Genomic DNA, 21,536 nt, shown 5'->3' with positions numbered 1-21,536 from the left:
TTCAGGAATCAATTTTTAACCTTGCCTCCATACACATAAAAGCCGTAGCCTTAGAAGGAATGGGAATCTGCCTCCTCTGTTACCATCAGCACTTGCACTCGAGCCATCAGCTTTTGCGGAATAGGAAAAGCCGCGGAACCATTCGTCCGCGGCTTTTCATTACCATCGTTTAATAAAATTTTGGGTGTAATATTTTCGGTCTACTCCGACACCAAGATGCGTATAATCTGAATTCAGAAGCGCCTTTCGATGGCCTTCACTATTCAGCCAGCCTTCTACAGCGGCCGGACCGTCCACATAATTGTATGCGATATTTTCTCCCGCTTGCTGAAAGTCAACATCCCCTTTTTCTAAGCGGTCTTTCAGCGAGCCGTATTTTTTAGAGACATGGGAGAAATAGTTATTGTCCCTCATATCCTCGCTATGTCCAAAAGCCACTTCCGCCGTCGGCTGATCCCACTCAAGCTTCGCAAGCCCATGTTTGACGCGTATGACATTCGTCAAATCAAGTATTTGCTTTTCGCTCGTCGTTTGGATCTTTTTCCACTTATCATCTGAAACAGCTTTCGGTTCAATCAATTCACCGCGGTACACAACCTCATAAGGTCTTTGCTTAACAAAGGTTTGCGCATCAAATGCCCTGATGCTGGATAGCTTCCCCTCAAATTTGTCCATATACAGCTGGACATACATCTTTCCTACTTTTACAGTCGGTCTTGTATTGATGTCCTCTTCAGAAAACTCAAATCGATAGGAATTTCCTTTATACTCTACATTCACAAATGGTGCAACCTGGGTCGTCTTGAATACGTCTCCGGTCGATTCACCAATTTTGAAAGGCTTTGCGTTAATATCATTCCCAGCCGCAAATAATGTGACCACTTTATTGTTTAATACCCCGATTTGGATATATTGGTCTTTTCCTTGATTGTATACCCACCAATCATAATCATAAGCTGAAGGGTCAATGCGTTCAGGTTCCCCCAGTTTTTTCGTTACATCATCGGCGGACTTGCCCATAAAGGACAATAACCCTGAAGTCGGCATATGTATTCGTTTGCCGCTTTGCGCTTCCTCATTAGACACTTGAGGCTCGCTGTCATTTGATTTTTTTTCAGGAACAGATCCATATTGAATAAACAGAACATAAGTTCCGCAGATAATCAAGAGGATAATCAGTGCTCTCAATATATTTTTCAATCTATCACCCCCGTGGCGAATCACAATGTCTTGCCTTACATCTCATTACAATACAGCCTATTTAACATGCCAAAGATTTATGTGTTAATGAAAAAAGCCTTCTTCTCTATTATCACCCTCGGAAATATCCGATAAGGCACTGCCGGCACGTTCATTGGTTTGTTCAGATAAAGAAAGATCACCAAGCGTGACAATTCCAGTCAGCTTTTTGTTTTTTGTAACAGGTATCCTTCTGAGCTGATGGGATGCCATCAAATGAAGAACCTCATCGACTGAAGCATCTTCCTCCACACTGACAGGTTTTTCGGTCATCGCGTCAGTGATTTTTTGCGAGTTTGGTTTTTTTATGGCGATTCCTCTTAACACGAGATCACGGTCGGTTACGATGCCTACCAGTGTTTCTCCATCCTCATCAACTATCGGAATCGCACCTACATTCGCGTCTTTCATCTTTACCGCAGCTTCATATACATTATCTAATACCGTGCAATATTGCAAGTCGGCTGTCATCAGATCTTTTATTTTTGTCATCCGTATAACCTCCTTTAGTCTAGTGCTATTGTCGTCAAAATTTAATTTTTGCATACTTTCAAAAGAAGAAGATTCATTGAAAGTTTAACGCTTTCATACTATGATTGTCAGGAAAGGTAATTTTTATAAGGAGGGGTCGGTGTTGAAGTTTACTGAAAGCGGACTTGAAGGGGTAAAGGCTGAGCTGAGCTGGCTGGACGACTTGATGGAAAGCAAAGGCCTCGTCAGAGCGGGTCAATGGGATTACGAAAGAGTCACCTATGACAGGAAGTTTTCGACGATTGAGGGTACGTTTTATCTGCGGATACAAGGCATTGCGGCAGAGGGCGATGTTGGAAGCGGCCGTGCCGTGATTCAATTAATGTCCCCTCTCTTAGGCAAGCATTACTACCCGCATGGAGTAGAATATGGAGAAACGGAAGAGTTTCCCGTACAGGTTGTGACAAAAAGCAAGGCACTGATTCAGGACATCTCCGACTTGTTAAAAACAGTTCAAATGTAATGAAAAGGTACAGCATGTTTTGCTGTACCTTTTATGATATCGTTTGCTGAATATACGGCGGCTCCTCTTGCCCGTCCTTTTCCCTTTCTTTCTTCACCCATTGGAAAAAAATAATCGCCAAAAAAGTACCGTACACAATTTCCTGAATGATTTTCATCATAACCGCTCCGAGCTGCTGATCCTCTAACAAAGGCAGTGTATTGAATATCTCCGGTCCTGTTAATGGGACCTGCCCCATCATATCTGCAGGCACACAAAGCTTCATTGCCTCAGCCCACGCAGACGGATCTGTATAGGTGGCGTATAACGGCGCACCGCTGAACATGATCAGTGCGCAAGCAGGCGTGAGCAGTATACCGTCCGCCATAATATATCCCAGCTTCATCAAGCCGCTGAGCTGCCGAAGACGCTCTACCTTATGAACAAGCGGCCACCACATCAAAAACGCAAGCACAAAGATAAGCCAAGTCATTAACGTATGGTAAAACGGATCCGTTTTGACAGCATCAAATATAAACGGAACATGATATAAAGAAAAAATGCCGTTAAATAAAAGCAAAGCAATTAAAGGCGTCGAGAAAAATGAAAAAACCGGTTTAATGGCAGGCTTGAAAATGATTTTCTCCCAGAGCCATGCAGGAATTCCCGCGATCAATAACGGCGGGACGACCAAGTACAGCACAGCCATCTGCACCATATGCGCGCTGAACATAATATGTCCGAGCAGATCAACCGGGCTTCCCTCGGCTGCATATAAAAACAGCATCGCCGACAGAAAGCACATCATCTCTTTACCTGTTATCCGTTCAGGCTTTGAAGACATTCGCCTGTAAAAAAAGAGATAAAGCACCGTAATGCCCAACAGGATACAAAAAAGATAAGGGCTCCACATCGCGCGAAACCCAAATACCTCTAACTGATTCATTCCTTCACCTCCGGCGGCTGTTCAAATTACCACCATATAATTGTGACAAACGCAAGCACAGTGATGAACGCGACAAACACCCCTGAATACAAAAACAGTGCCGGCGCCTCATGCCCTTTTTGATTCATATGCATGAAATAATACAGCTGGAAGATGACTTGAACTGCAGCAAGCAGAATAATGAAAGGAATCGTAAACCAGCTGCCGACACCGTCCGTTGCCACAGTCAGAAATGCAACAATCGTAAGACCGATCATTAAGCCAAAAGACAGAACCTGATATTTCATCTCCTGAGCATGCTTCTTTTTCTTAAATTCAAGGTCGCTGTTGATATGCCCTCTGCTTTTTTTACCGACCATGTTTATCCCACCATCCCCATTAAATATACAACGGTAAAGATGAAGACCCACACGACATCAATAAAGTGCCAATAAAGACTGGCAACATAAAACTTAGGCGCCGTATACAGGTTCAGACCCCTCTTTGCATTACGGATCATCAGCGCGCTGATCCACATAAGCCCAAATGCCACGTGGGCGCCGTGTGTACCGACAAGCGTGTAAAACGCGGAACCGAGCGCAGAGCTTGTGATGGTAAAGCCAAACTCATGGGTATAATGCTTAAACTCATAGATTTCCAGTCCTAAAAAGCCAGCCCCCAATAAGATCGTAATTCCCAGCCAAAGCTGCATTTTGCCGAAGGAAAAGTTCTTCATGTGGTACATCGCGTACACACTCGTTAAACTGCTCGTTAACAATAGCATTGTGGCGATAAAAACAAGTGTTACATCGAACATTTCCGTCGTAGGCGGATCACCGGCGTTTGAATTCCGGAGTGCAAGAAACGTTGCGAAGAGAGACGCGAACAAAACTGTCTCTCCCCCAAGAAAAAGCCAAAAGCCTAAAAATTTATTTTTCCCTTCCAGTGTTACTTTTTCGGGAGAAGCTGGAAAGGTTTCTGCGGTGAATTTTTCTTCAATTTGCATTATGCCTTCACCCCTTTATCATCATTCGGCAGTTCCTCTTTATGAATATGATAGCCGTGATCATCAATTACTGAGCGAAGCAGCATCGTAATAAATGTGATGCCGAGTCCGATAAAGATCACCGGCAGCCCCCAAGCGTGATCGGTTCTGTACAGCAGACCGAACGCTGCGACAAAGAGGCCGAAGGAAATGATGAACGGCAGGATTGAACCGTTCGGCATATGAATATCATCAACCGGTTCAGCCGGTGTCATTGATTTGTGTCCTGCCTGCTTCTCGATCCAAAACGGATCAAGCCCTCTGACAAAAGGAAGCTGTTTAAAGTTATACTCCGGCGGCGGTGAAGAAACGGTCCATTCAAGCGTACGTCCGTCCTGCCAAGGATCGGCTCCGACATATTCACCTTTTACTGATGTCCAAATGACATTGACCAGCAGAAGAATAACAGCTGCCGCCATAAAGAACGCTCCGATCGTACTGATCAAGTTGCCGGTTTCAAGACCCTGGCCTGGCAAAAACGTATAAACCCGGCGCGGCATCCCCATCAAACCGACAAAATGCTGAATGAAAAACGTGAGATGAAAGCCGATAAAAAACAATACAAATGAAATTTTCCCCATCGTTTCATGCAGAATCTTACCGAACATTTTCGGCCACCAGAAATGAACACCGGCTAAAAGGCCGAATACCACGCCGCCAATAATGACATAGTGGAAGTGCGCTACCACAAAATACGTATCATGGAACTGATAATCAGCTGCTGCTGCTGCCAGCATGACTCCCGTCACACCGCCGAGCACGAAGGACGGAATAAATGAGACGGCATACAGCATCGCTGTCGTATACTTTACATTTCCTCCCCAGATCGTCAAAAGCCAGTTAAAAATCTTAATCCCGGTCGGTATCGCGATAGCCATTGTGGCAACCGCAAAAATCGCATTTGCAATCGGGCCGAGACCTGTCGTAAACATGTGATGCACCCAAACCATAAAGCCCAAAAAGCCAATGAGCACGATGGCAAAAACCATTGATGAGTACCCAAACAAACGCTTTCTGGCAAACACAGGGATGACCTCTGAAAAAATACCGAATGCAGGCAAAATTAAGATATAAACCTCCGGATGGCCAAAGATCCAAAATAAATGCTCCCAAATGACCGTATTCCCGCCAAGCTCCGGATTAAAGAAATTGGTGCCGAACAGCCGATCCAGCATCATCAGTGCCAATCCGACCGTAAGCGGCGGAAATGCAAACAAAATCAATGCCGAAGCCACAAATGTCGTCCATGTAAACAAAGGCAGCCTCATGTATGTCATGCCCGGAGCCCTCATGTTGATAATCGTGGCCAAAAAGTTAATCCCGGCTATCAGCGTCCCAAGCCCCGATATTTGCAGTCCGAGGACGAAAAAGTCTATGCCGTGCCCTTCAGAATGAAGCGAAAGTGAGGCGTATGACGTCCAGCCCGCGTCTGGTGCTCCGCCCAAAAACCAGCTTAGATTTAAGAAAATGCCCCCGAAAAAGAAGAGCCAAAAACCGAGCGAGTTTAAAAATGGAAACGAAACGTCGCGAGCCCCAATCTGCAAAGGCACGACCGCATTCATCAAGGCAAATAAGAGCGGCATCGCAGCCAGAAAGATCATTGTCGTCCCGTGCATTGTCATTACTTCATTGTACGCTTGGGCACTGAGAAAAGCATTTTCAGGTTTTGCAAGCTGAATTCTGATAAACATCGCTTCAATTCCCCCGACAAGAAAGAAGAATCCCCCGGCGATTAAGTAAAGAATTGCGATTTTTTTATGGTCCACCGTCGTCAAATAATCCCAAAGTATAGATCCGCGCGTCCGTTTTTCTGTAAGCGCATTCAACATATGTGACCTCCCCCAATATCTCCCTTTCTTCCCTACTTGCTTTCCGTTTTTAAGCCTTTTAAGTATTCATAAAGCGCATCTGTTTCACTGTCTGACAGCTTCGGATATGTTCCTGTCATTTTGTTACCCGGTTTTATGCTCTCAGGATCCTTCAGCCAAGCCTTCACATTTTCTTCGTTGGCGTCTTTCACCCCTGCCACTTTTGCCCTTTCACCGAAGGTCGCTAAGTTAGGTGCCGTTCTTGCTGCTTCTGCACGTTTATCATTCGGCTCTACCGCATGGCAGCTCAGACAGTTCTTCTCTTTAAACAGTTCTTCGCCCTGCTTAGCCAAATCACTTTCTGTTGTAGACTTATAGTTTTTCATTTCTTTTGTCCAGCCCTGGAATTCTTTTGCAGACATCGTCTTTACCTTAAAATCCATCAGCGCGTGTGAAGGGCCGCAAAGCTCTGCACACTTCCCAAAAAACATATCTCCTGCTTCTTTGCTTCGTTTTGAATCAAATGTCAGGAAAAACTTATTTTCATTATCTGTATTCGTATCAAGTTTTCCTCCGACTGAAGGAATCCAGAAGGAATGTTTGACATCGGAAGCTTTTAAATTAAAATATACCCGCTGGTCTGTCGGCACAATCAGCTCCTGGCTTGTGATAATGCCGTAATCAGGATATTCAAACTCCCACCAATATAGATTTGCCCGGACATTGACTACAAGCGCATCCTCAGCTTTGCGGCTTTTCTTATCCATTGGTGATGTATCTGCTAGCTCAAGCGTATATAATACGACAGGGATCACAAGAATGATGAGCAGCAAAATCGGGATCACGGTCCATGTGATTTCTAAAAATTTGTTCCCCTCTACCTGTTTCGGTATCGTGTTCTCACCGACCCGTGATCTTCTGAATCTCACAATCACATAAAAGAAGATAACAGATACTACTGCAACAACAACCACCATAATCAATGTGCTGAGCACTGTCAGATCATACTGTTTATCAGCCACCTCGCCAGCAGGCTTGAGTGTGGATAAAAAAGGTTTTCCACATCCGCTTAATAGAAGCGGCACTAAGGCTAATAATGAAATAAGACGCCAATGCTTTACCATTTCACCCAACCCCTTTTCTGGTCAATACAAGGCGGAAAGCAGACTCGAAATTCATCGCAATCCAGCCTATCACCAATAAAGCACTTACATTTCCTCTTCTCTTAAATTATGAGTTTTTTTACTCAAAATGCCATCTATGTATAAAAGTAAAGCCGCCTGATTAAACAAAAGGTCAAGGCGGCATTTACTAGTTGTCATCGTTTATTTTGAAGCGATAAAACAAGCAATGTATCTATTTTTTTAGAAAAGAGTCAAGACAACCATGGCAACGAAATAGATTGTCATGTAATTGAGCGAGTAAACGAACATCTGTGTTGCCCACTTCATGATATTCTTGGAGCGGAAGCCCATCAAGCCGAGAATCAGCCAGCCGATATTTAACAGCAAGCCGAGGATGACAATCGGAAGGCCAAGGCTTCCAAGGAAAAACGGTAGCGGCATCAGACACGCAACCCAGACAATAATTTGTCTTTTTGTCACTTCAAATCCGTATACGACAGGAAGCATCGGAATATTTGCAGCTCTGTAATCCTCCGTTTTCTTAATAGCCAATGCTAAGAAATGAGGAATCTGCCAAATAAATAAAATCATGAATAATACCCATGCCACGACACCGATATTGCCTTCCACTGCCGTCCATCCAATAAGCGGCGGCACTGCACCGGAAACACTTCCTACTACTGTGTTAATCGTATAACGGCGTTTCGTCCACATTGTGTACAATACAACATACGTAAAGACTCCGATAAAACCGATAACGGCAGCCATGACAGTTGTCATCAGCAGCATGATCAATCCTAAAGCAACCAGCAAAATTCCAGACCATAACGCCTGATTCGGCTGAATTTTACCCGTAACCGTCGGTCTTACTTTCGTGCGTTCCATAAGATGATCGATATCCCGATCATACCAGTTATTGATCGCGCATGAGCCCGCAATAATCAGAGAAGATCCGATTAACGTAAGAAGAACGGTGTTTATATTGCCTAAAAAACTCAAACCGGAAATATGCAGAGCAAGCCACATTCCAGTAAAAGTCGTGATGAGATTAGAATTGACGATCCCTATTTTAATAAGGGACAGAAAATCTTTCCATGCCGTTGTTTCTTCAATTTGTCCGTCTATAGCTGTATCATTTAAGATTCTGGAGTTAGCCATAACGTAAACCTCCCTTACAAACCTAACGCAGGAGAATAAAAAAACCTGCAACTCTATCATACAAGATAACATCTTGTAAAAAAACATCCTATTAAATATTAAACGACAAACAGGAATTTATTTGTGAACTTTTTATGAATTTTACCAAAGATGAAGGCAATCGCCAAATCGGCAGTGCGTTTACCTTATTTCTATCAGACCCGGCAGGAATAATCAAGTGTACATTTTCCGGAAGCCGTCATTCTATTATATTTTTGTGAACAAAAGGCTCTAAGAATTGCCACAAAACACATATTCGCTTACACTTGGAACGTATATAAAATTGCAGCAGTATGTTGAGAAGGTGAATATTGTATGAATAAAGCATTAAAAGCTCTCGGTGTTCTGACAACATTTGTCATGCTTATTGTTTTAATCGGGGGTGCCCTCGTTACAAAAACAGGTTCCGGCCAAGGATGCGGCAGACAGTGGCCGCTGTGTCACGGCCGTTTTTTCCCTGAACTGAATCCGGCTTCAATTATTGAATGGAGCCACAGATTCGCAAGCGGGATTTCTATTATCCTTGTGTTAAGCCTTGCGTTTTGGTCTTGGAGAAAAATTACGCCTATTTTCCGTGAAACAACGTTTCTCGCGATCATGTCTATTATCTTTTTATTTCTACAGGCACTGCTTGGCGCATTGGCTGTCGTATTCGGTTCAAACGCGCTGATTATGGCGCTTCACTTTGGCATCTCATTGATTTCTTTCGCTTCAGTGCTCATTTTGACATTGCTCATATTTGAAGCTGATAAATCAGTTAGAAAACTGGTTAAGCCGCTTCAAATCGGCAAAACAATGCAATTTCACATGATAGGGATTTTAATATATTCCTATATCGTTGTGTATACTGGTGCATATGTAAGACATACCGAGTCAAGCTTGGCATGTCCTGATGTACCGCTGTGCAGTCCGCTGAACAATGGACTTCCGACTCAATTCCATGAATGGGTGCAAATGGGCCACAGAGCAGCAGCCTTGCTGTTGTTTGTATGGATTATTGTTGCGGCTGTTCATGCTATTACTTCCTATAAAGATCAAAAACAGATCTTTTGGGGCTGGATCTCATGTCTTATTTTTATCACATTACAGGCGCTGTCCGGTATTATGATCGTATACTCTGAACTGGCTCTGGGTTTTGCACTTGCCCACTCGTTCTTTATAGCCTGCCTGTTTGGCGTTCTATGCTATTTCTTATTATTAATTGCACGTTTCCGTTATGAATCCAGACAATCATAACGACTCTAGACCAAAGCCCTACGCTTTGGTCTTTTTTTTGCCGCTTCATACGCTTCCATCGCTAGTCTCCGCTGAACTTGAAAATCAATGAGCGGATCGGTGCGCTCCGTAACCTGCATCATCCTGATTATAGAAAACGCATCAATTTCATATGAGTCCATCTGTATCGCTTCATGATAAAAAATGTGCAGGTAAAGCCTTTTGCCGCGCCTCATTTTAAAAAACAGATTGAGTCTTAAAGAGATATTCATGGCTTATATCATACTTCACGTTTATAAAGTACTGATCTACCTGTAGGATCGGCAGCAGATAAGTTCTGTTTTTTGTTTTGAATAGAAAATGACTTGTGACAGTGCTGAATTGTCTTCAAAGCCTTAAAACCATACACACACTTTCAACTGTTTCACTCCGCTCTTTTTTAAAAAAATAAGAGTGTATATCCAATGATATACACTCCGGTTTATTATGCTTTTTCAATTTCGAGAAGAAGATCTCCCGTTTGGATCGGCTCGCCATTTTTGACATGAACCTGCTTGATTGTTCCTGAGAAAGGCGCTTGAACCGTTGTTTCCATCTTCATCGCTTCATTGATCATCAAATGATCACCTTTATTGACTTTTGTGCCTGCTTCAGTCAATACCTTAATAACCGTTCCAGGCATAGAAGCTGCGATGTGACTTGGGTTTGTCCGGTCCGCTTTCAGCCTTTCCTGAACGGAAGACTTGATGCTTTCGTCTTTAATGACAACCTCGCGCGGCTGTCCGTTCAGTTCGAAATAAACGACGCGAGTGGCATCAGGCTGAGGCTCACCGATTGAAATCAGCTTGACAATCAATGTTTTTCCGCGCTCAATTTCCACTTCTATTTCTTCACCTAAGGTCATGCCATAGAAGAATGTCGGCGTATCTAATACCGAAATGTCTCCATAGCTTTCTGCCGTTTTCACATAATCAGAGAAGACTTTAGGATAAAGGGCATACGCCACAGCATCTTGATCTGAAATCTCCAAGTTATGCTGCTCTTTAAAATCCTGTTTGATTGCTTCAAAGGATACCGGCTCTAACAGCTCTCCCGGTCTGACCGTAATCGGCTTCTGGCCTTTTAAGATCAGCTTTTGGAGTTTTTCCGGGAATCCGCCATGAGGTTGGCCAATATTTCCTTTGAAAAGCTCCACTACAGAATCAGGGAAATCTAATGATTCGCCTTTTTCGTAAACGTCCTTTTCAGTGAGATTATTTTGCACCATGTAGAGCGCCATATCTCCGACTACTTTAGAGGAAGGCGTTACCTTCACGATGTCACCGAACATATCGTTGACGCGTCTGTACATTTCCTTAACTTCATTCCAGCGGTCGCCAAGGCCTACTCCTTTCGCCTGCTGCTGCAGGTTGCTGTATTGGCCTCCAGGCATTTCGTGCTCATAAATTTCAGTATGCGGAGACTTCATTCCGCTTTCAAATTCACTATAATATTTACGCACTGACTCCCAATACTGGGACAGCAATTCAACGTCTTGAACATTCATTTCCGGACGGCGGGCGTTGCCTTCCATCGCATGATAAAATCCGCTCGCGCTAGGCTGAGACGTTAATCCCGCCATTGAGCTGACCGCCACGTCTATAATATCAACGCCGGCTTCAACAGCTTTCGCATACATAAAAATACCGTTGCCGCTCGTATCATGCGTATGAAGGTGAACCGGAATGTCGATTGTCTCTTTCAACGCAGAAACGAGTTCATATGCAGCCTGCGGTTTTAACAGTCCCGCCATATCTTTAATTCCGAGAATATGGGCTCCGGCAGCCTCAAGCTCCTTCGCCATCGACGTATAGTAAGCAAGATCATATTTCGTGCGGTTCTTGTCAAGAATATCTCCCGTGTAACAAATCGCTGCTTCTGCCACTTTGCCGGTATCCCGAACAGCATCAATGGCTAACGTCATCCCTTTTACCCAGTTTAAGCTGTCGAAAATACGGAACACATCAATACCGGCTTGAGCGGATTGCTTCACAAATTCTTTAATCACATTGTCCGGATAATTCGTATAGCCTACCGCATTTGATGAACGAAGAAGCATCTGGAATAAGGTGTTCGGGACTTCCTTGCGAAGATCTTCCAAACGCTTCCATGGATCTTCTTTCAGGAATCGGTAGGCTACATCGAAGGTCGCGCCTCCCCACATTTCCATGCTGAATAGCTCAGGCCATAAAGCTGCTGTCGGATTCGCGATTTTTTTCAAATCATGAGATCTGAATCTCGTCGCCAATAACGATTGGTGGGCATCCCTGAATGTCGTATCAGTTAAAAGGACAGATTTCTGCTCCTTAACCCATTTCGCAAGCCCTTCAGCACCTTTTTCATCGAGAATTTGCTTTGTCCCTCTGGCAGGCTGCTGATCAGCGTCTACTTTTACGTTTAACGGCTTGTCAAACGCCGGTTTTTCTTTTTTACCGATTCCAGGGAACCCGTTCACTGTCACATTGCCGATGTAAGTGAGCATTTTCGTTCCGCGGTCTTTCTGTTTAGGGAAAATAAATAATTCAGGTGTTGTATCAATGAAAGATGTATCATATTGCCCTGTCAGGAACTTCTCATGCTTTGCAACGTTCTCAAGAAACGGAATGTTTGTTTTAATGCCTCTGATTCTAAACTCCTGAAGGTTTCGGACCATTTTGGCCGCCGCCTGTTCAAACGTTAAAGCCCAAGTGGAAAGCTTAACGAGAAGTGAATCATAATACGGCGTAATTACGGCTCCTTGGAAGCTGTTTCCGGTATCAAGACGGACACCAAAACCGCCGCCTGAGCGGTAAGCCATTATTTTTCCTGTATCAGGCATGAAATCATTTTGCGGATCCTCAGTCGTAACCCGTGACTGAATGGCATAGCCGTTTGTAGAAATGTCCTTTTGCTCAGGAATATTTACTTTTTTGCTGTGAAGGCTGTGCCCTTGGGCAACAAGGATCTGTGTTTGAACAATGTCGACACCTGTAATCATTTCTGTAATCGTATGTTCAACTTGTACGCGAGGGTTTACTTCAATAAAGTAGAACTCGTTGTTTGCAACAAGGAATTCAACCGTACCTGCGTTTATATAGTTTACATTTTTCGCAAGCGCAACTGCCGCTTCACAAATCTGATCTCTCAATTCAGGTGACAGCGAGACACTCGGTGCCACTTCAATGACTTTTTGGTGGCGTCTTTGAACAGAACAGTCCCTCTCAAAAAGGTGGACGACATTGCCCTGCTTGTCTCCAATCACCTGAACCTCAATATGTTTCGGATTTTCAATCAATTTTTCTACATAAACTTCATCATTGCCAAAGGCTGCTTTTGCTTCTGATTTTGCACGCTCATATGCTTCTTTGACTTCACTTTCAGATCTGACAATCCGCATACCGCGGCCGCCGCCGCCAAGCGAAGCTTTAATAATAATCGGATAACCGTTAGTTTGTCCAAATTGTTCGACTGCTTCAAGCGTTTCTGCAGGACCGTCGCTTCCGGGAATCACAGGGATTCCGGCTTTTTCTGCCTGCTCACGCGCTTTTACCTTGTCACCAAACATATCTAGATGCCCGGATTTTGGACCAATGAATACGATGCCTTCTTCTTCACATCGTTTCGCGAAATGGATATTTTCAGATAAGAAACCGTATCCCGGATGAATCGCATCGACTTTGTTTCTTTTCGCAATATCAATGATACCCTCGATATCCAGGTAAGCATCAATCGGTTTTTTCCCTTCACCGACCAGGTATGCTTCATCCGCTTTGTACCGATGGTAGGAACCGGAATCTTCTTTTGAATAGACCGCAACAGTACGAATATTTAATTCGGTACAAGCCCGGAATATTCGGATTGCAATTTCTCCCCTGTTTGCTACTAATACTTTTTGTATCGTTTGCTGAGACAAACTTTTCTCCCCCTTACCCGAATGGAATATAATCTATCATAGCGAAATATCCTTCCCATGTACACACTTGTTTTTTACAGATAAACAGTTTTTTTGAGCTGTTTCTTTTTCATTCCCTTCGGCGCCAAGGGCTCTCTCTTTTTCTTATTCTCTGAATATTTCACAAACATGCTGATATTCGCTAATATCCCCATACTCGCCAGCAGCAGCACTAAAGAAGAGCCCCCGTAACTGATAAATGGCAGCGTAACCCCCGTAATCGGAATTAATCCGCTGACACCGCCAAGGTTAATAAACGATTGTATGGCGATCATGCTCGAAATGCCGATCGCTAGAAGACTTCCAAACGGGTCCTCGCATTTCCTGGCAATATAAAAGCCTTTTATTACGATAAAACCCAATAGGAAAATCACAAACAATACCCCAAAAATACCTAGTTCTTCAGCAATCACGGCCATGATAAAGTCAGTATGTGATTCAGGCAGATATCCGTATTTTTGAATACTTTCACCGAGTCCCAGACCGAAAATACCGCCTGAGCCGATCGCATAATATGAATTGATCACTTGTAAACCTGATGAATCCGCATATTTAAACGGGTCTTCAAGGCTCTCAAAACGATCTAAACGCTTTTCTGTTAGGATCTTGTCCTTATTTAAATAAATAATCGGGCTGACCAGTATTAAAACAATCCCGCCCAACAAAATAAGCTTTACCAACGTTTTTCCGCTGAAACCCGAGCACAAAATCATGCATGTTGCAATTAAAGCGATAATCGACGCTGTACCGATGTCAGGCTGCATAGCAATCAATCCGCAAAGAATGATTGTCATCACCACTGGAGGCGCCACTCCCGTTAACAGATGATCAATATAGCTTTGTTTTTTGGCGTATACGGCTGCAAGATATAATATGACCACCAGCTTGACAAATTCGCCCGGCTGTAAACTCAATCCGCCAATTTTAAACCAGCTTTGTGCGTTTCCGGCAACATGCCCGAATACGAAAAGCGAGATAAGCGCCAGAACAGAAACAAGCAGCATCCCCTTCTGAAACTTCTGGTGAGCCAGTGCTTTGTAAGGAAACAAAGCCATGAGAATAAAAAGAGCGCCCCCCGCAATTAAAGCAAACAGCTGCCGCATGAAGAAAAAATTACTGCTTACTCCATACCGAGAAACAGCCGTAATCATGCTTGAGCTGTATACCATCACTAAACCGAATCCGCATAATAAAACAATTGCGAATATCAGTGAGTAATCATAAGATTTTAGCATTTTTTTTAACATAACATCCTCTTCCCTGCTTCTAACTTCCATTATCTATGGTTTTTATGTATTTCTATTTTTTTATTTTACTACAATTTATCAAACGAGACGAAGAATCTCTATACGATTCGGTAGGAATGTGTAAAAAAAGACCGTCTTTAAGGAGATGAGAGAAAATTAGCGGTTATAAAAAAACCCAAACTGTTAATAAGTTTGAGTTTTGTCATTTATTTACCTGTAAACGCGTCATGTAAAGCAGACAATTCGCGCTCCAATGTGTATAAAAGGTCTTTACCGTCTTTTTCATCAACCAATCCCAGGCGGACAGCAAAATCGATTTCCCTCGAAAGCCCGAACATTTGAGTATCTAAAACCTCTTCATATAGAGGACATTGAGGCATCGTTAAGTTATCCATTTGTACTCGGATCAGCTTCAAAATCTTCTCAGCGTCAACTTTTAAGAGCTCAAAAGCTTTTTGCCGATGGTCAACTATCATCTCTGAAGCCAAAAGTATCCCTCCGTTCCCCAGGCGAGTACCTAATTCTTCTATTTATCATAAAGGGTATGAGCAGAAAATGCAAGAGGATTTAAGCAGATGCCATAAATTAAAAAATACTCAGCCTGTACATGTCAGACATTATTTTCAAAAGCTTTACACCCGCAATGCTGTTCCCTTTTTCGTCCAATGCCGGGCCGAAAATGCCGATCCCGAAATCGTAAGGCGAAATGCCTATAATCCCTCCGGATACGCCGCTTTTTGCAGGAATTCCGACCTTAATTGCAAATTCCCCGCTTGCATTATACATTCCGCACGTCACCATAAACGTTTTGCAAATTCTCGCCACATCTTTTGAGATGACTTGCTCCCCAGTCTCAGGGTGTCTGCCGTTCAGCGCGAATACAGATCCGATTTTCGCCAAGTCCAGGCTGTTCATCTCAATCGCACATTGCTTCGTGTATAAATCCATTACAGCTTCTACATCATCTTCAAAAATGCCGTACTGCTTCATATAATAACACATTGCCCGATTAATCATTGACGTGCTGTATTCGGATTCAGCCACTTCCCGGCAGTATGTAATCTCTCGGTTGTTTGTCAGCCTTCTGATAAAAGAAAGCAAATAATCAAGTCTCTCTTTCACCGTCTTCCCTTTAATCAAACTTGTCACGACCAATGCCCCGGCATTGATCATAGGGTTTAACGGCTTGCTCGGATTCACTGTTTCCAGCTTGATAATTGAATTAAACGGATCACCGGTCGGCTCCTGTCCGACATAACTGAAGACCTTATCTTTGCCGTATTCCATTAACACCAATGCAAGTGAGAGGACTTTCGATATACTTTGAAGCGTAAATGTTTTTTCTACGTCACCCGCTGACAGACAAGCATTATTGGAATAATAAATCGCCACTGACAGATCGTGTTTATCAGCTTTTGCCAAGGCGGGAATATAGCTGGCTACTTCCCCCTTGTCTGTCACCTTTTTTGCCTCTTTTACTAAGGCTTCAAGCTCGTCATTATGCCGGCATACCATGCAACCACCCTCGCTCCCTGAGCATTTCAATACACATAATTTGTACACAAAGTGACAATTCATGCGAAAACTTTTATAATTTTGAGAGAAGGGGGTTATATCATGAGTGTTATACAAGTAAAAGGCAATGTTACATATCCGATCACCATTGATCCGAGTGTATGGATTTTTGATGATCGCAAATTTTCGTTTGACCGCAAAGGGGACGGTCAAGACATACATTTACAATCAGCCGGGGATGAATCGGATCTTGATCCTGAACGCGTGATCAGAGAAGGCCGGATTGCGCCGCCAACATTAAAGACGGAAAAACAATTCGAGAAGCAAAAACTGATGAACGGCAGTTTCGCAATGAAACTTGGAACTGTTCTGAAAAATGCCGAGCCGCTCAGCTCCGCGACACAATGCGTATTCGTCACAAGTTCGGGAAAGGCCGCCGTTCCTCTTGAAACCGCTCTGAACAGTATTGTCCATTTCAGTGAAGCAGGCAAGCCGGTTCAAGAAGGCGGTCCCGTACATATTTACTTTGAAGATCCAGTTGATCACGAACAGCCGATCACCCATATAAAAGAAATTGAAATCGTTTAGTATTACAGCAAGTCAGCGGCCAGCTGAGCGAGACCTGATCTCTCACCTTTTAACAGCTTCACGCTGCCTGAGATGGGTTGTCCTTTAAATCGCTCAACCACATAGGCCAAACCATTGTTCAAACTGTCTAAATATGGGTGATCAATTTGTTCAGGATCGCCCATTAAGACAATTTTACTGCCCTCACCGACTCTCGTCAGCAGCGTTTTCACTTCATGCCTGGTCAAATTTTGCGCTTCATCAATAATAATAAATTGATCCGGAATACTTCTCCCCCTGATATAAGTCAGCGCCTCAACCTGAATTGAGCCAATACCCGACAGAATGGCCTCAAGCTCCCCCGGTTTTTTCGCATTAAACAGAAACTCTAAGTTGTCAAAAATCGGCTGCATCCAAGGCTTTAGCTTTTCCTCTTTTTCGCCGGGCAAGTATCCGATGTCTTTGCCAACAGGAACAATCGGTCTTGCGACGACCAGCTTTTTATATATCCCTAAGTCTTCTGTCTGCAATAGCCCCGCCGCCAATGCTAAAAGCGTTTTGCCGGTTCCTGCTTTTCCGATCAGGGTGACGAGCGGAATATCTTCACGCAGCAAAAGCTCTAATGCCATTGTCTGCTGTACATTTTTCGGCCTGATTCCCCATACATGTTCATCATCAAATACAAGCCTTTTTAAGACCTTTCCTGTTTTATCTGCAATTCCGACAGCTGAGGATGATCCTCCCAGCTCATCCTTCATTAATGCGAATTGATTCGGATAAAATGCGTGCTGTTTTAAATCATTTACTGAAATTTGATTTTTCCCATAAAAAGAGCTGAGCAGCTGCTGGCTGATATATAAATCCTTATAGCCGCTGTACATTTCATCATTATCCACAACCCGGTCATTTAAGAAATCTTCAGCATGCAGCCCGATTGCGTCTGCTTTAACTCTGACCAATACATCCTTGCTGACAAGGATAACCGCCCTGCCATCTTCCTTCGTTTCTTCCTCAAGGCTTAAGTTTTTCGCAACAGCTAATATACGATTATCGTTCGTTTTTTCTATAAAGATCTCTTGCAGCTGGTGAAACGAACGATGATTCAGTTCAATTCTCAGTGTGCCCCCAGTGTGGAGCGGGACCTGCTCATGCAGCCTGCCCTTTTGCCTTAGTGCATCGATCAGCTTAGATACGTGCCTTGCATTCCTCCCAACTTCGTCCATATACCGTTTTTTTGAATCAACCTCTTCTAATACAACAGCAGGGATGACAACCTCATTTTCTTCAAAAGAAAATATCGCGTTAGGATCCTGTAATAACACATTCGTATCTAACACATAAATTTTACTCAAGTCTCAGCCTCCTGATATAAGGGTCAAAGTTCTTCCTGCTTCTCTTACGATGAAAAAGGTGAATGCCTGCTAAAATATATGTTTTTGTGCATAAAGATAGAAGGTTAATTCAACAATAAAATTAATGAATGTATCTCAAGGAGGGAACCCGCAAGTGCGAATTCTTTTCATTATCATACAGCTGACGCTTATCCTGTCCGCATGTGCCTACCAGCAAGGAAGACAGGATCAAAATGTTGAAGAAGAATCAACAAGACAACAGGAAACCAAACCGATTCACGTAAAGGACACAACTCAGGAGACAAAAGACAATGGAACAAGAACAGATATTGCCAAGCATCTTGTCAGCGTTGCTGAAAAAATCCCTGATGTCAAGGATGCAACAGCCGTTGTGCTCGGAGGATATGCCGTTGTGGGGATTGACGTCGATGATACTTTGGACAGAAGCAAAGTGGAAACCATTAAATATTCTGTAGCCCAAGCTCTAAAAAATGATCGATACGGCGCCAACGCAGTTGTCATTGCTGACCCAGATACGGTCAGCCGCCTGAATGAAATGAGCAGAGAAATCAGTGAAGGCCGTCCGGTGACAGGCATATTAGATGAATTGGCTGCGATTGTCGGCCGAGTGCTTCCTGAAGTGCCTAACGATGTGATTGATAATGAAGACGAGCCACAGACAAAGCAGCAAAATGATCAATTAAACAGAAAGCAGCAGCAGGAAATGGATCAGGAGCAAAACGATCAATCTGATCATCATATGAAAAAGAATACCAATGATTAAGCTATAGCCTCGCGCTTTAGCTTTTTCTTATTTTGGACAGCTTCTGATCCGTGCTATAATACATGTTAGTGAAAGAGGTGATATGATGAGGGTCCAATGTTCTATTTGCGATAAAATTGAAACTATTGATGATGATACCCTGATCGCGAAACGGCTTCGAAACCGCCCAATCCATACATATATGTGTCAGGAATGCCACGACCGGATTACCAAAAAAACAGAAGAACGGCTGAAAACGGGAAAATTCACTTTTCATCCGGGGCAGCAGAAGAAAGAAAAAGTCAAAAAATAAAGCAACCGCTTTACCATACAGAACAAAAAAGACTCAGCTTCTCAGCTGAGTCTTTTTATGATTTTGCAGACTGTCCCTTTTTCGACTGATACAGCCGAATTTTGTAAATGATTAAAATCAGCGCAGCGACGACCAATCCCTCTGCCACGGGCAAAAACACTCCTAAAAAGGTCAAAACAGTGCAGCCCAAAGCCAGAAATACATACACCACTGCTGATTTTAATACCGGAAGCCGTTTAGCAAAGCCAAGCTTAAACACAATAACGGCCAACACAAAAATCGTGCCGTACAGCAGCCACATGCCTGCCGCAGGCTGCCGGTCTACTTGATATAGAGCGGCGAAGAACGACAGGCGTTCATTTACGTCATTCAAAAAGATTCCCTCCCCTGCAAACGTGCGGGTTCTATCTTTTCAAATTCTGCAAGAGATTAAGACAATCCTGCTGTTTTTTTCTTTTTAGCTGCTTTTTCACGTTCGTTTTTATTGAGGATTTTCTTTCTTAAACGGATGGATTCAGGTGTTACTTCACAGTATTCATCTTCGTTTAAGTACTCTAGAGACTCCTCAAGAGACATGATACGCGCTTTTTTGATTGTAGTTGTCTGATCTTTTGTCGCAGAGCGGACGTTCGTCTGCTGTTTCATTTTGCTGACGTTAACAACAAGGTCGTTGTCACGGTTATGCTCTCCAACGATCATTCCTTCGTATACTTCAGTACCCGGCTCAACGAAGATGACACCGCGGTCTTCAATTCCTTGAATACCATAAGATGTCGCTTTTCCGTTTTCCATTGACACAAGCACACCTTGACGGCGTCCGCCGACTTGGCCCGCCTGCATCGGCTGGTAGCTGTCAAACGTATGGTTCAGAATACCGAATCCGCGTGTTAATGACAGGAACTCTGTAGAGTAACCGATCAATCCGCGGGAAGGAACTGTAAAGATGAGACGGACTTGGCCGTTACCGTTATTGATCATATCAATCATTTCGCCTTTGCGGGCACCCATTGATTCCATGACAGAACCTGTATGCTCTTCAGGAACATCGATTTGCACACGCTCAACAGGCTCACAGCGTACGCCGTCGATTTCTTTGATGATAACTTCAGGTTTTGACACCTGAAGCTCATAGCCTTCACGGCGCATATTTTCAATTAAAATTGACAAGTGCAGCTCACCGCGTCCGGAAACAACCCAAGCATCAGGAGAAGCTGTAGGCTCGACACGCAAGCTCACATCCGTCTGAAGCTGTGACTGAAGACGCTCTTCGATTTTACGGGCCGTTACATATTTGCCTTCACGGCCTGCAAACGGACTGTTATTTACGACAAATGTCATTTGAAGTGTCGGCTCATCAATACGAAGCACCGGAAGCGGATCTTGATGGTCTACAGGACAGACCGTTTCACCAACGTTGATATCTTCCATACCGGAAACCGCAACGAGGTCTCCCGCTTTTGCTTCTTCAATTTCCACACGCTTTAAGCCTTGGAAACCGAAAATTTTTGTTACACGGAATGATTTAGCCGTTCCGTCAAGCTTCATAAGAGAAACCTGCTGGCCGACTTTCATCGTGCCGCGGAAAACGCGTCCGATACCGATACGGCCTACATAGTCGTTGTAGTCAAGAAGGGCAACTTGGAATTGAAGCGGCTCCTCTGCATTATCAACAGGTGCCGGAACATGCTTAATAATCGTTTCATATAAAGCTTCCATGTTTTCATCCTGCTGTTTCGGATCAAGACTCGCTGTTCCATTAATCGCTGAAGCGTATACTACTGGGAACTCGAGCTGCTCCTCATTAGCATCAAGCTCAATGAACAGATCAAGAACCTCATCGATAACTTCCTCAGGACGAGCAAAGTCACGGTCAATTTTGTTTACAACAACAACCGGGTTCAGGTTTTGCTCAAGAGCTTTTTTCAGAACGAAACGAGTTTGAGGCATACAGCCTTCATATGCGTCAACGACAAGCACTACGCCGTCAACCATTTTCATAATCCGTTCTACTTCTCCCCCAAAGTCTGCGTGTCCAGGGGTATCCAAAATATTGATGCGTGTATCTTTATAGTTAATCGCAGTATTTTTCGCCAAAATTGTAATGCCGCGTTCGCGTTCAAGATCATTAGAGTCCATTGCGCGTTCAGCAACCTGTTCGTTGGCACGGAACGTACCAGCCTGATGTAAAAGCTGATCGACTAGAGTCGTTTTCCCATGGTCAACGTGGGCAATAATCGCGATGTTGCGAAGATCATTTCGAAGTTTCACTTTTTCATCTCCTAA

At 43.6% G+C, this 21,536-nt stretch carries 20 protein-coding genes; 5 read left to right on the top strand and 15 right to left on the bottom strand.

Annotated elements, in window-relative coordinates; translation table 11 throughout:
* Nucleotides 1-159 precede the first annotated feature (159 nt).
* Together M1M80_RS08295 and M1M80_RS08290 are read right to left on the bottom strand one after the other, a co-directional pair.
* Nucleotides 160-1,200 (bottom strand): CAP domain-containing protein, encoded by a 1,041-nt coding sequence (locus M1M80_RS08295; protein WP_060398566.1) that lies wholly within the window; start codon nucleotides 1,198-1,200, stop codon nucleotides 160-162.
* Between the two features lie 84 nt (nucleotides 1,201-1,284).
* Nucleotides 1,285-1,731: a CBS domain-containing protein gene (locus M1M80_RS08290; RefSeq protein ID WP_003238738.1), complete on the bottom strand. Its 447-nt coding sequence runs from the start codon at nucleotides 1,729-1,731 to the stop codon at nucleotides 1,285-1,287.
* 139 nt (nucleotides 1,732-1,870) lie between these two features.
* Between M1M80_RS08290 and M1M80_RS08285 the strand changes: the two genes are divergently transcribed.
* A complete protein-coding gene (locus M1M80_RS08285) occupies nucleotides 1,871-2,233 on the top strand; it encodes a YugN family protein (protein WP_003238740.1) in 363 nt (120 codons plus the stop codon).
* A gap of 31 nt (nucleotides 2,234-2,264) precedes the next feature.
* On the opposite strand, the gene ctaG is transcribed toward M1M80_RS08285, so the two are convergent.
* The 6 genes from ctaG to cyoE form a co-directional block, all read right to left on the bottom strand.
* Nucleotides 2,265-3,158 (bottom strand): cytochrome c oxidase assembly factor CtaG, encoded by an 894-nt coding sequence (gene ctaG / locus M1M80_RS08280; protein ID WP_060398565.1) that lies wholly within the window; start codon nucleotides 3,156-3,158, stop codon nucleotides 2,265-2,267.
* Between the two features lie 26 nt (nucleotides 3,159-3,184).
* Nucleotides 3,185-3,517: a cytochrome c oxidase subunit IVB gene (gene ctaF, locus M1M80_RS08275; protein ID WP_003238744.1), complete on the bottom strand. Its 333-nt coding sequence runs from the start codon at nucleotides 3,515-3,517 to the stop codon at nucleotides 3,185-3,187.
* Between the two features lie 2 nt (nucleotides 3,518-3,519).
* The gene (gene ctaE, locus M1M80_RS08270) at nucleotides 3,520-4,143 is read right to left on the bottom strand and encodes a cytochrome c oxidase subunit III (protein ID WP_060398564.1); all 624 of its coding nucleotides are present in this window, start codon (nucleotides 4,141-4,143) and stop codon (nucleotides 3,520-3,522) included.
* A complete protein-coding gene (ctaD, locus tag M1M80_RS08265; protein ID WP_003238747.1) occupies nucleotides 4,143-6,011 on the bottom strand; it encodes a cytochrome c oxidase subunit I in 1,869 nt (622 codons plus the stop codon). Before ctaD ends, ctaE begins: the two co-directional genes overlap by 1 nt.
* A 32-nt stretch (nucleotides 6,012-6,043) precedes the next feature.
* On the bottom strand, nucleotides 6,044-7,114 hold the full coding sequence (coxB, locus tag M1M80_RS08260; protein WP_060398563.1) for a cytochrome c oxidase subunit II: 1,071 nt from the start codon (nucleotides 7,112-7,114) through the stop codon (nucleotides 6,044-6,046).
* 240 nt (nucleotides 7,115-7,354) lie between these two features.
* Nucleotides 7,355-8,272 carry a heme o synthase gene (cyoE, locus tag M1M80_RS08255; RefSeq protein WP_003238752.1) on the bottom strand — a complete coding sequence of 306 codons (918 nt, stop codon included), beginning with the start codon at nucleotides 8,270-8,272 and terminating at the stop codon, nucleotides 7,355-7,357.
* Nucleotides 8,273-8,626: 354 nt separating this feature from the next.
* Between cyoE and ctaA the strand changes: the two genes are divergently transcribed.
* Nucleotides 8,627-9,547, top strand: coding sequence for a heme A synthase CtaA (gene ctaA / locus M1M80_RS08250; RefSeq protein ID WP_060398562.1), 921 nt, complete (start codon nucleotides 8,627-8,629; stop codon nucleotides 9,545-9,547).
* 463 nt (nucleotides 9,548-10,010) lie between these two features.
* Here the strand turns inward: ctaA and pyc are convergent, their stop codons facing one another.
* From pyc to glsA, 4 genes are all read right to left on the bottom strand, one after another.
* Nucleotides 10,011-13,457 (bottom strand): pyruvate carboxylase, encoded by a 3,447-nt coding sequence (gene pyc / locus M1M80_RS08245; RefSeq protein ID WP_003238754.1) that lies wholly within the window; start codon nucleotides 13,455-13,457, stop codon nucleotides 10,011-10,013.
* A 74-nt stretch (nucleotides 13,458-13,531) separates the two neighbouring features.
* Nucleotides 13,532-14,743: a cell division protein FtsW gene (ftsW, locus tag M1M80_RS08240; protein WP_003238755.1), complete on the bottom strand. Its 1,212-nt coding sequence runs from the start codon at nucleotides 14,741-14,743 to the stop codon at nucleotides 13,532-13,534.
* 206 nt (nucleotides 14,744-14,949) lie between these two features.
* The gene (locus tag M1M80_RS08235) at nucleotides 14,950-15,231 is read right to left on the bottom strand and encodes an Fpa/YlaN family protein (protein ID WP_003221339.1); all 282 of its coding nucleotides are present in this window, start codon (nucleotides 15,229-15,231) and stop codon (nucleotides 14,950-14,952) included.
* Nucleotides 15,232-15,328: 97 nt separating this feature from the next.
* Nucleotides 15,329-16,258 (bottom strand): glutaminase A, encoded by a 930-nt coding sequence (glsA, locus tag M1M80_RS08230; protein WP_060398561.1) that lies wholly within the window; start codon nucleotides 16,256-16,258, stop codon nucleotides 15,329-15,331.
* A gap of 102 nt (nucleotides 16,259-16,360) precedes the next feature.
* Here glsA and M1M80_RS08225 point away from each other — a divergent pair, with 102 nt between their 5' ends.
* Nucleotides 16,361-16,846, top strand: a complete 486-nt coding sequence (locus tag M1M80_RS08225) for a hypothetical protein (protein WP_060398560.1) — start codon at nucleotides 16,361-16,363, stop codon at nucleotides 16,844-16,846.
* Between the two features lie 2 nt (nucleotides 16,847-16,848).
* Here the strand turns inward: M1M80_RS08225 and M1M80_RS08220 are convergent, their stop codons facing one another.
* Entirely contained in the window at nucleotides 16,849-18,177 is a 1,329-nt protein-coding gene (locus tag M1M80_RS08220; RefSeq protein ID WP_003238759.1) for a PhoH family protein, read from the bottom strand.
* A gap of 154 nt (nucleotides 18,178-18,331) precedes the next feature.
* Between M1M80_RS08220 and M1M80_RS08215 the strand changes: the two genes are divergently transcribed.
* Complete coding sequence (locus tag M1M80_RS08215) at nucleotides 18,332-18,961, top strand: YhcN/YlaJ family sporulation lipoprotein (RefSeq protein WP_060398559.1); 630 nt, start codon at nucleotides 18,332-18,334, stop codon at nucleotides 18,959-18,961.
* Between the two features lie 82 nt (nucleotides 18,962-19,043).
* Entirely contained in the window at nucleotides 19,044-19,253 is a 210-nt protein-coding gene (locus M1M80_RS08210; RefSeq protein WP_003238763.1) for a YlaI family protein, read from the top strand.
* 55 nt (nucleotides 19,254-19,308) lie between these two features.
* Here M1M80_RS08210 and M1M80_RS08205 read toward each other — a convergent pair whose 3' ends face one another.
* Both M1M80_RS08205 and typA read right to left on the bottom strand, forming a co-directional pair.
* Nucleotides 19,309-19,626, bottom strand: coding sequence for a YlaH-like family protein (locus M1M80_RS08205; protein WP_003238765.1), 318 nt, complete (start codon nucleotides 19,624-19,626; stop codon nucleotides 19,309-19,311).
* 56 nt (nucleotides 19,627-19,682) lie between these two features.
* Entirely contained in the window at nucleotides 19,683-21,521 is a 1,839-nt protein-coding gene (gene typA / locus M1M80_RS08200; RefSeq protein ID WP_019258311.1) for a translational GTPase TypA, read from the bottom strand.
* Nucleotides 21,522-21,536: the final 15 nt, after the last annotated feature.

This window comes from Bacillus inaquosorum (genome assembly GCF_023238325.1).
Lineage (GTDB): Bacteria > Bacillota > Bacilli > Bacillales > Bacillaceae > Bacillus > Bacillus inaquosorum.
The sequence above is the reverse complement of the archived record's forward strand: the minus strand, read 5'-3'. Positions and strand labels throughout refer to the sequence as shown.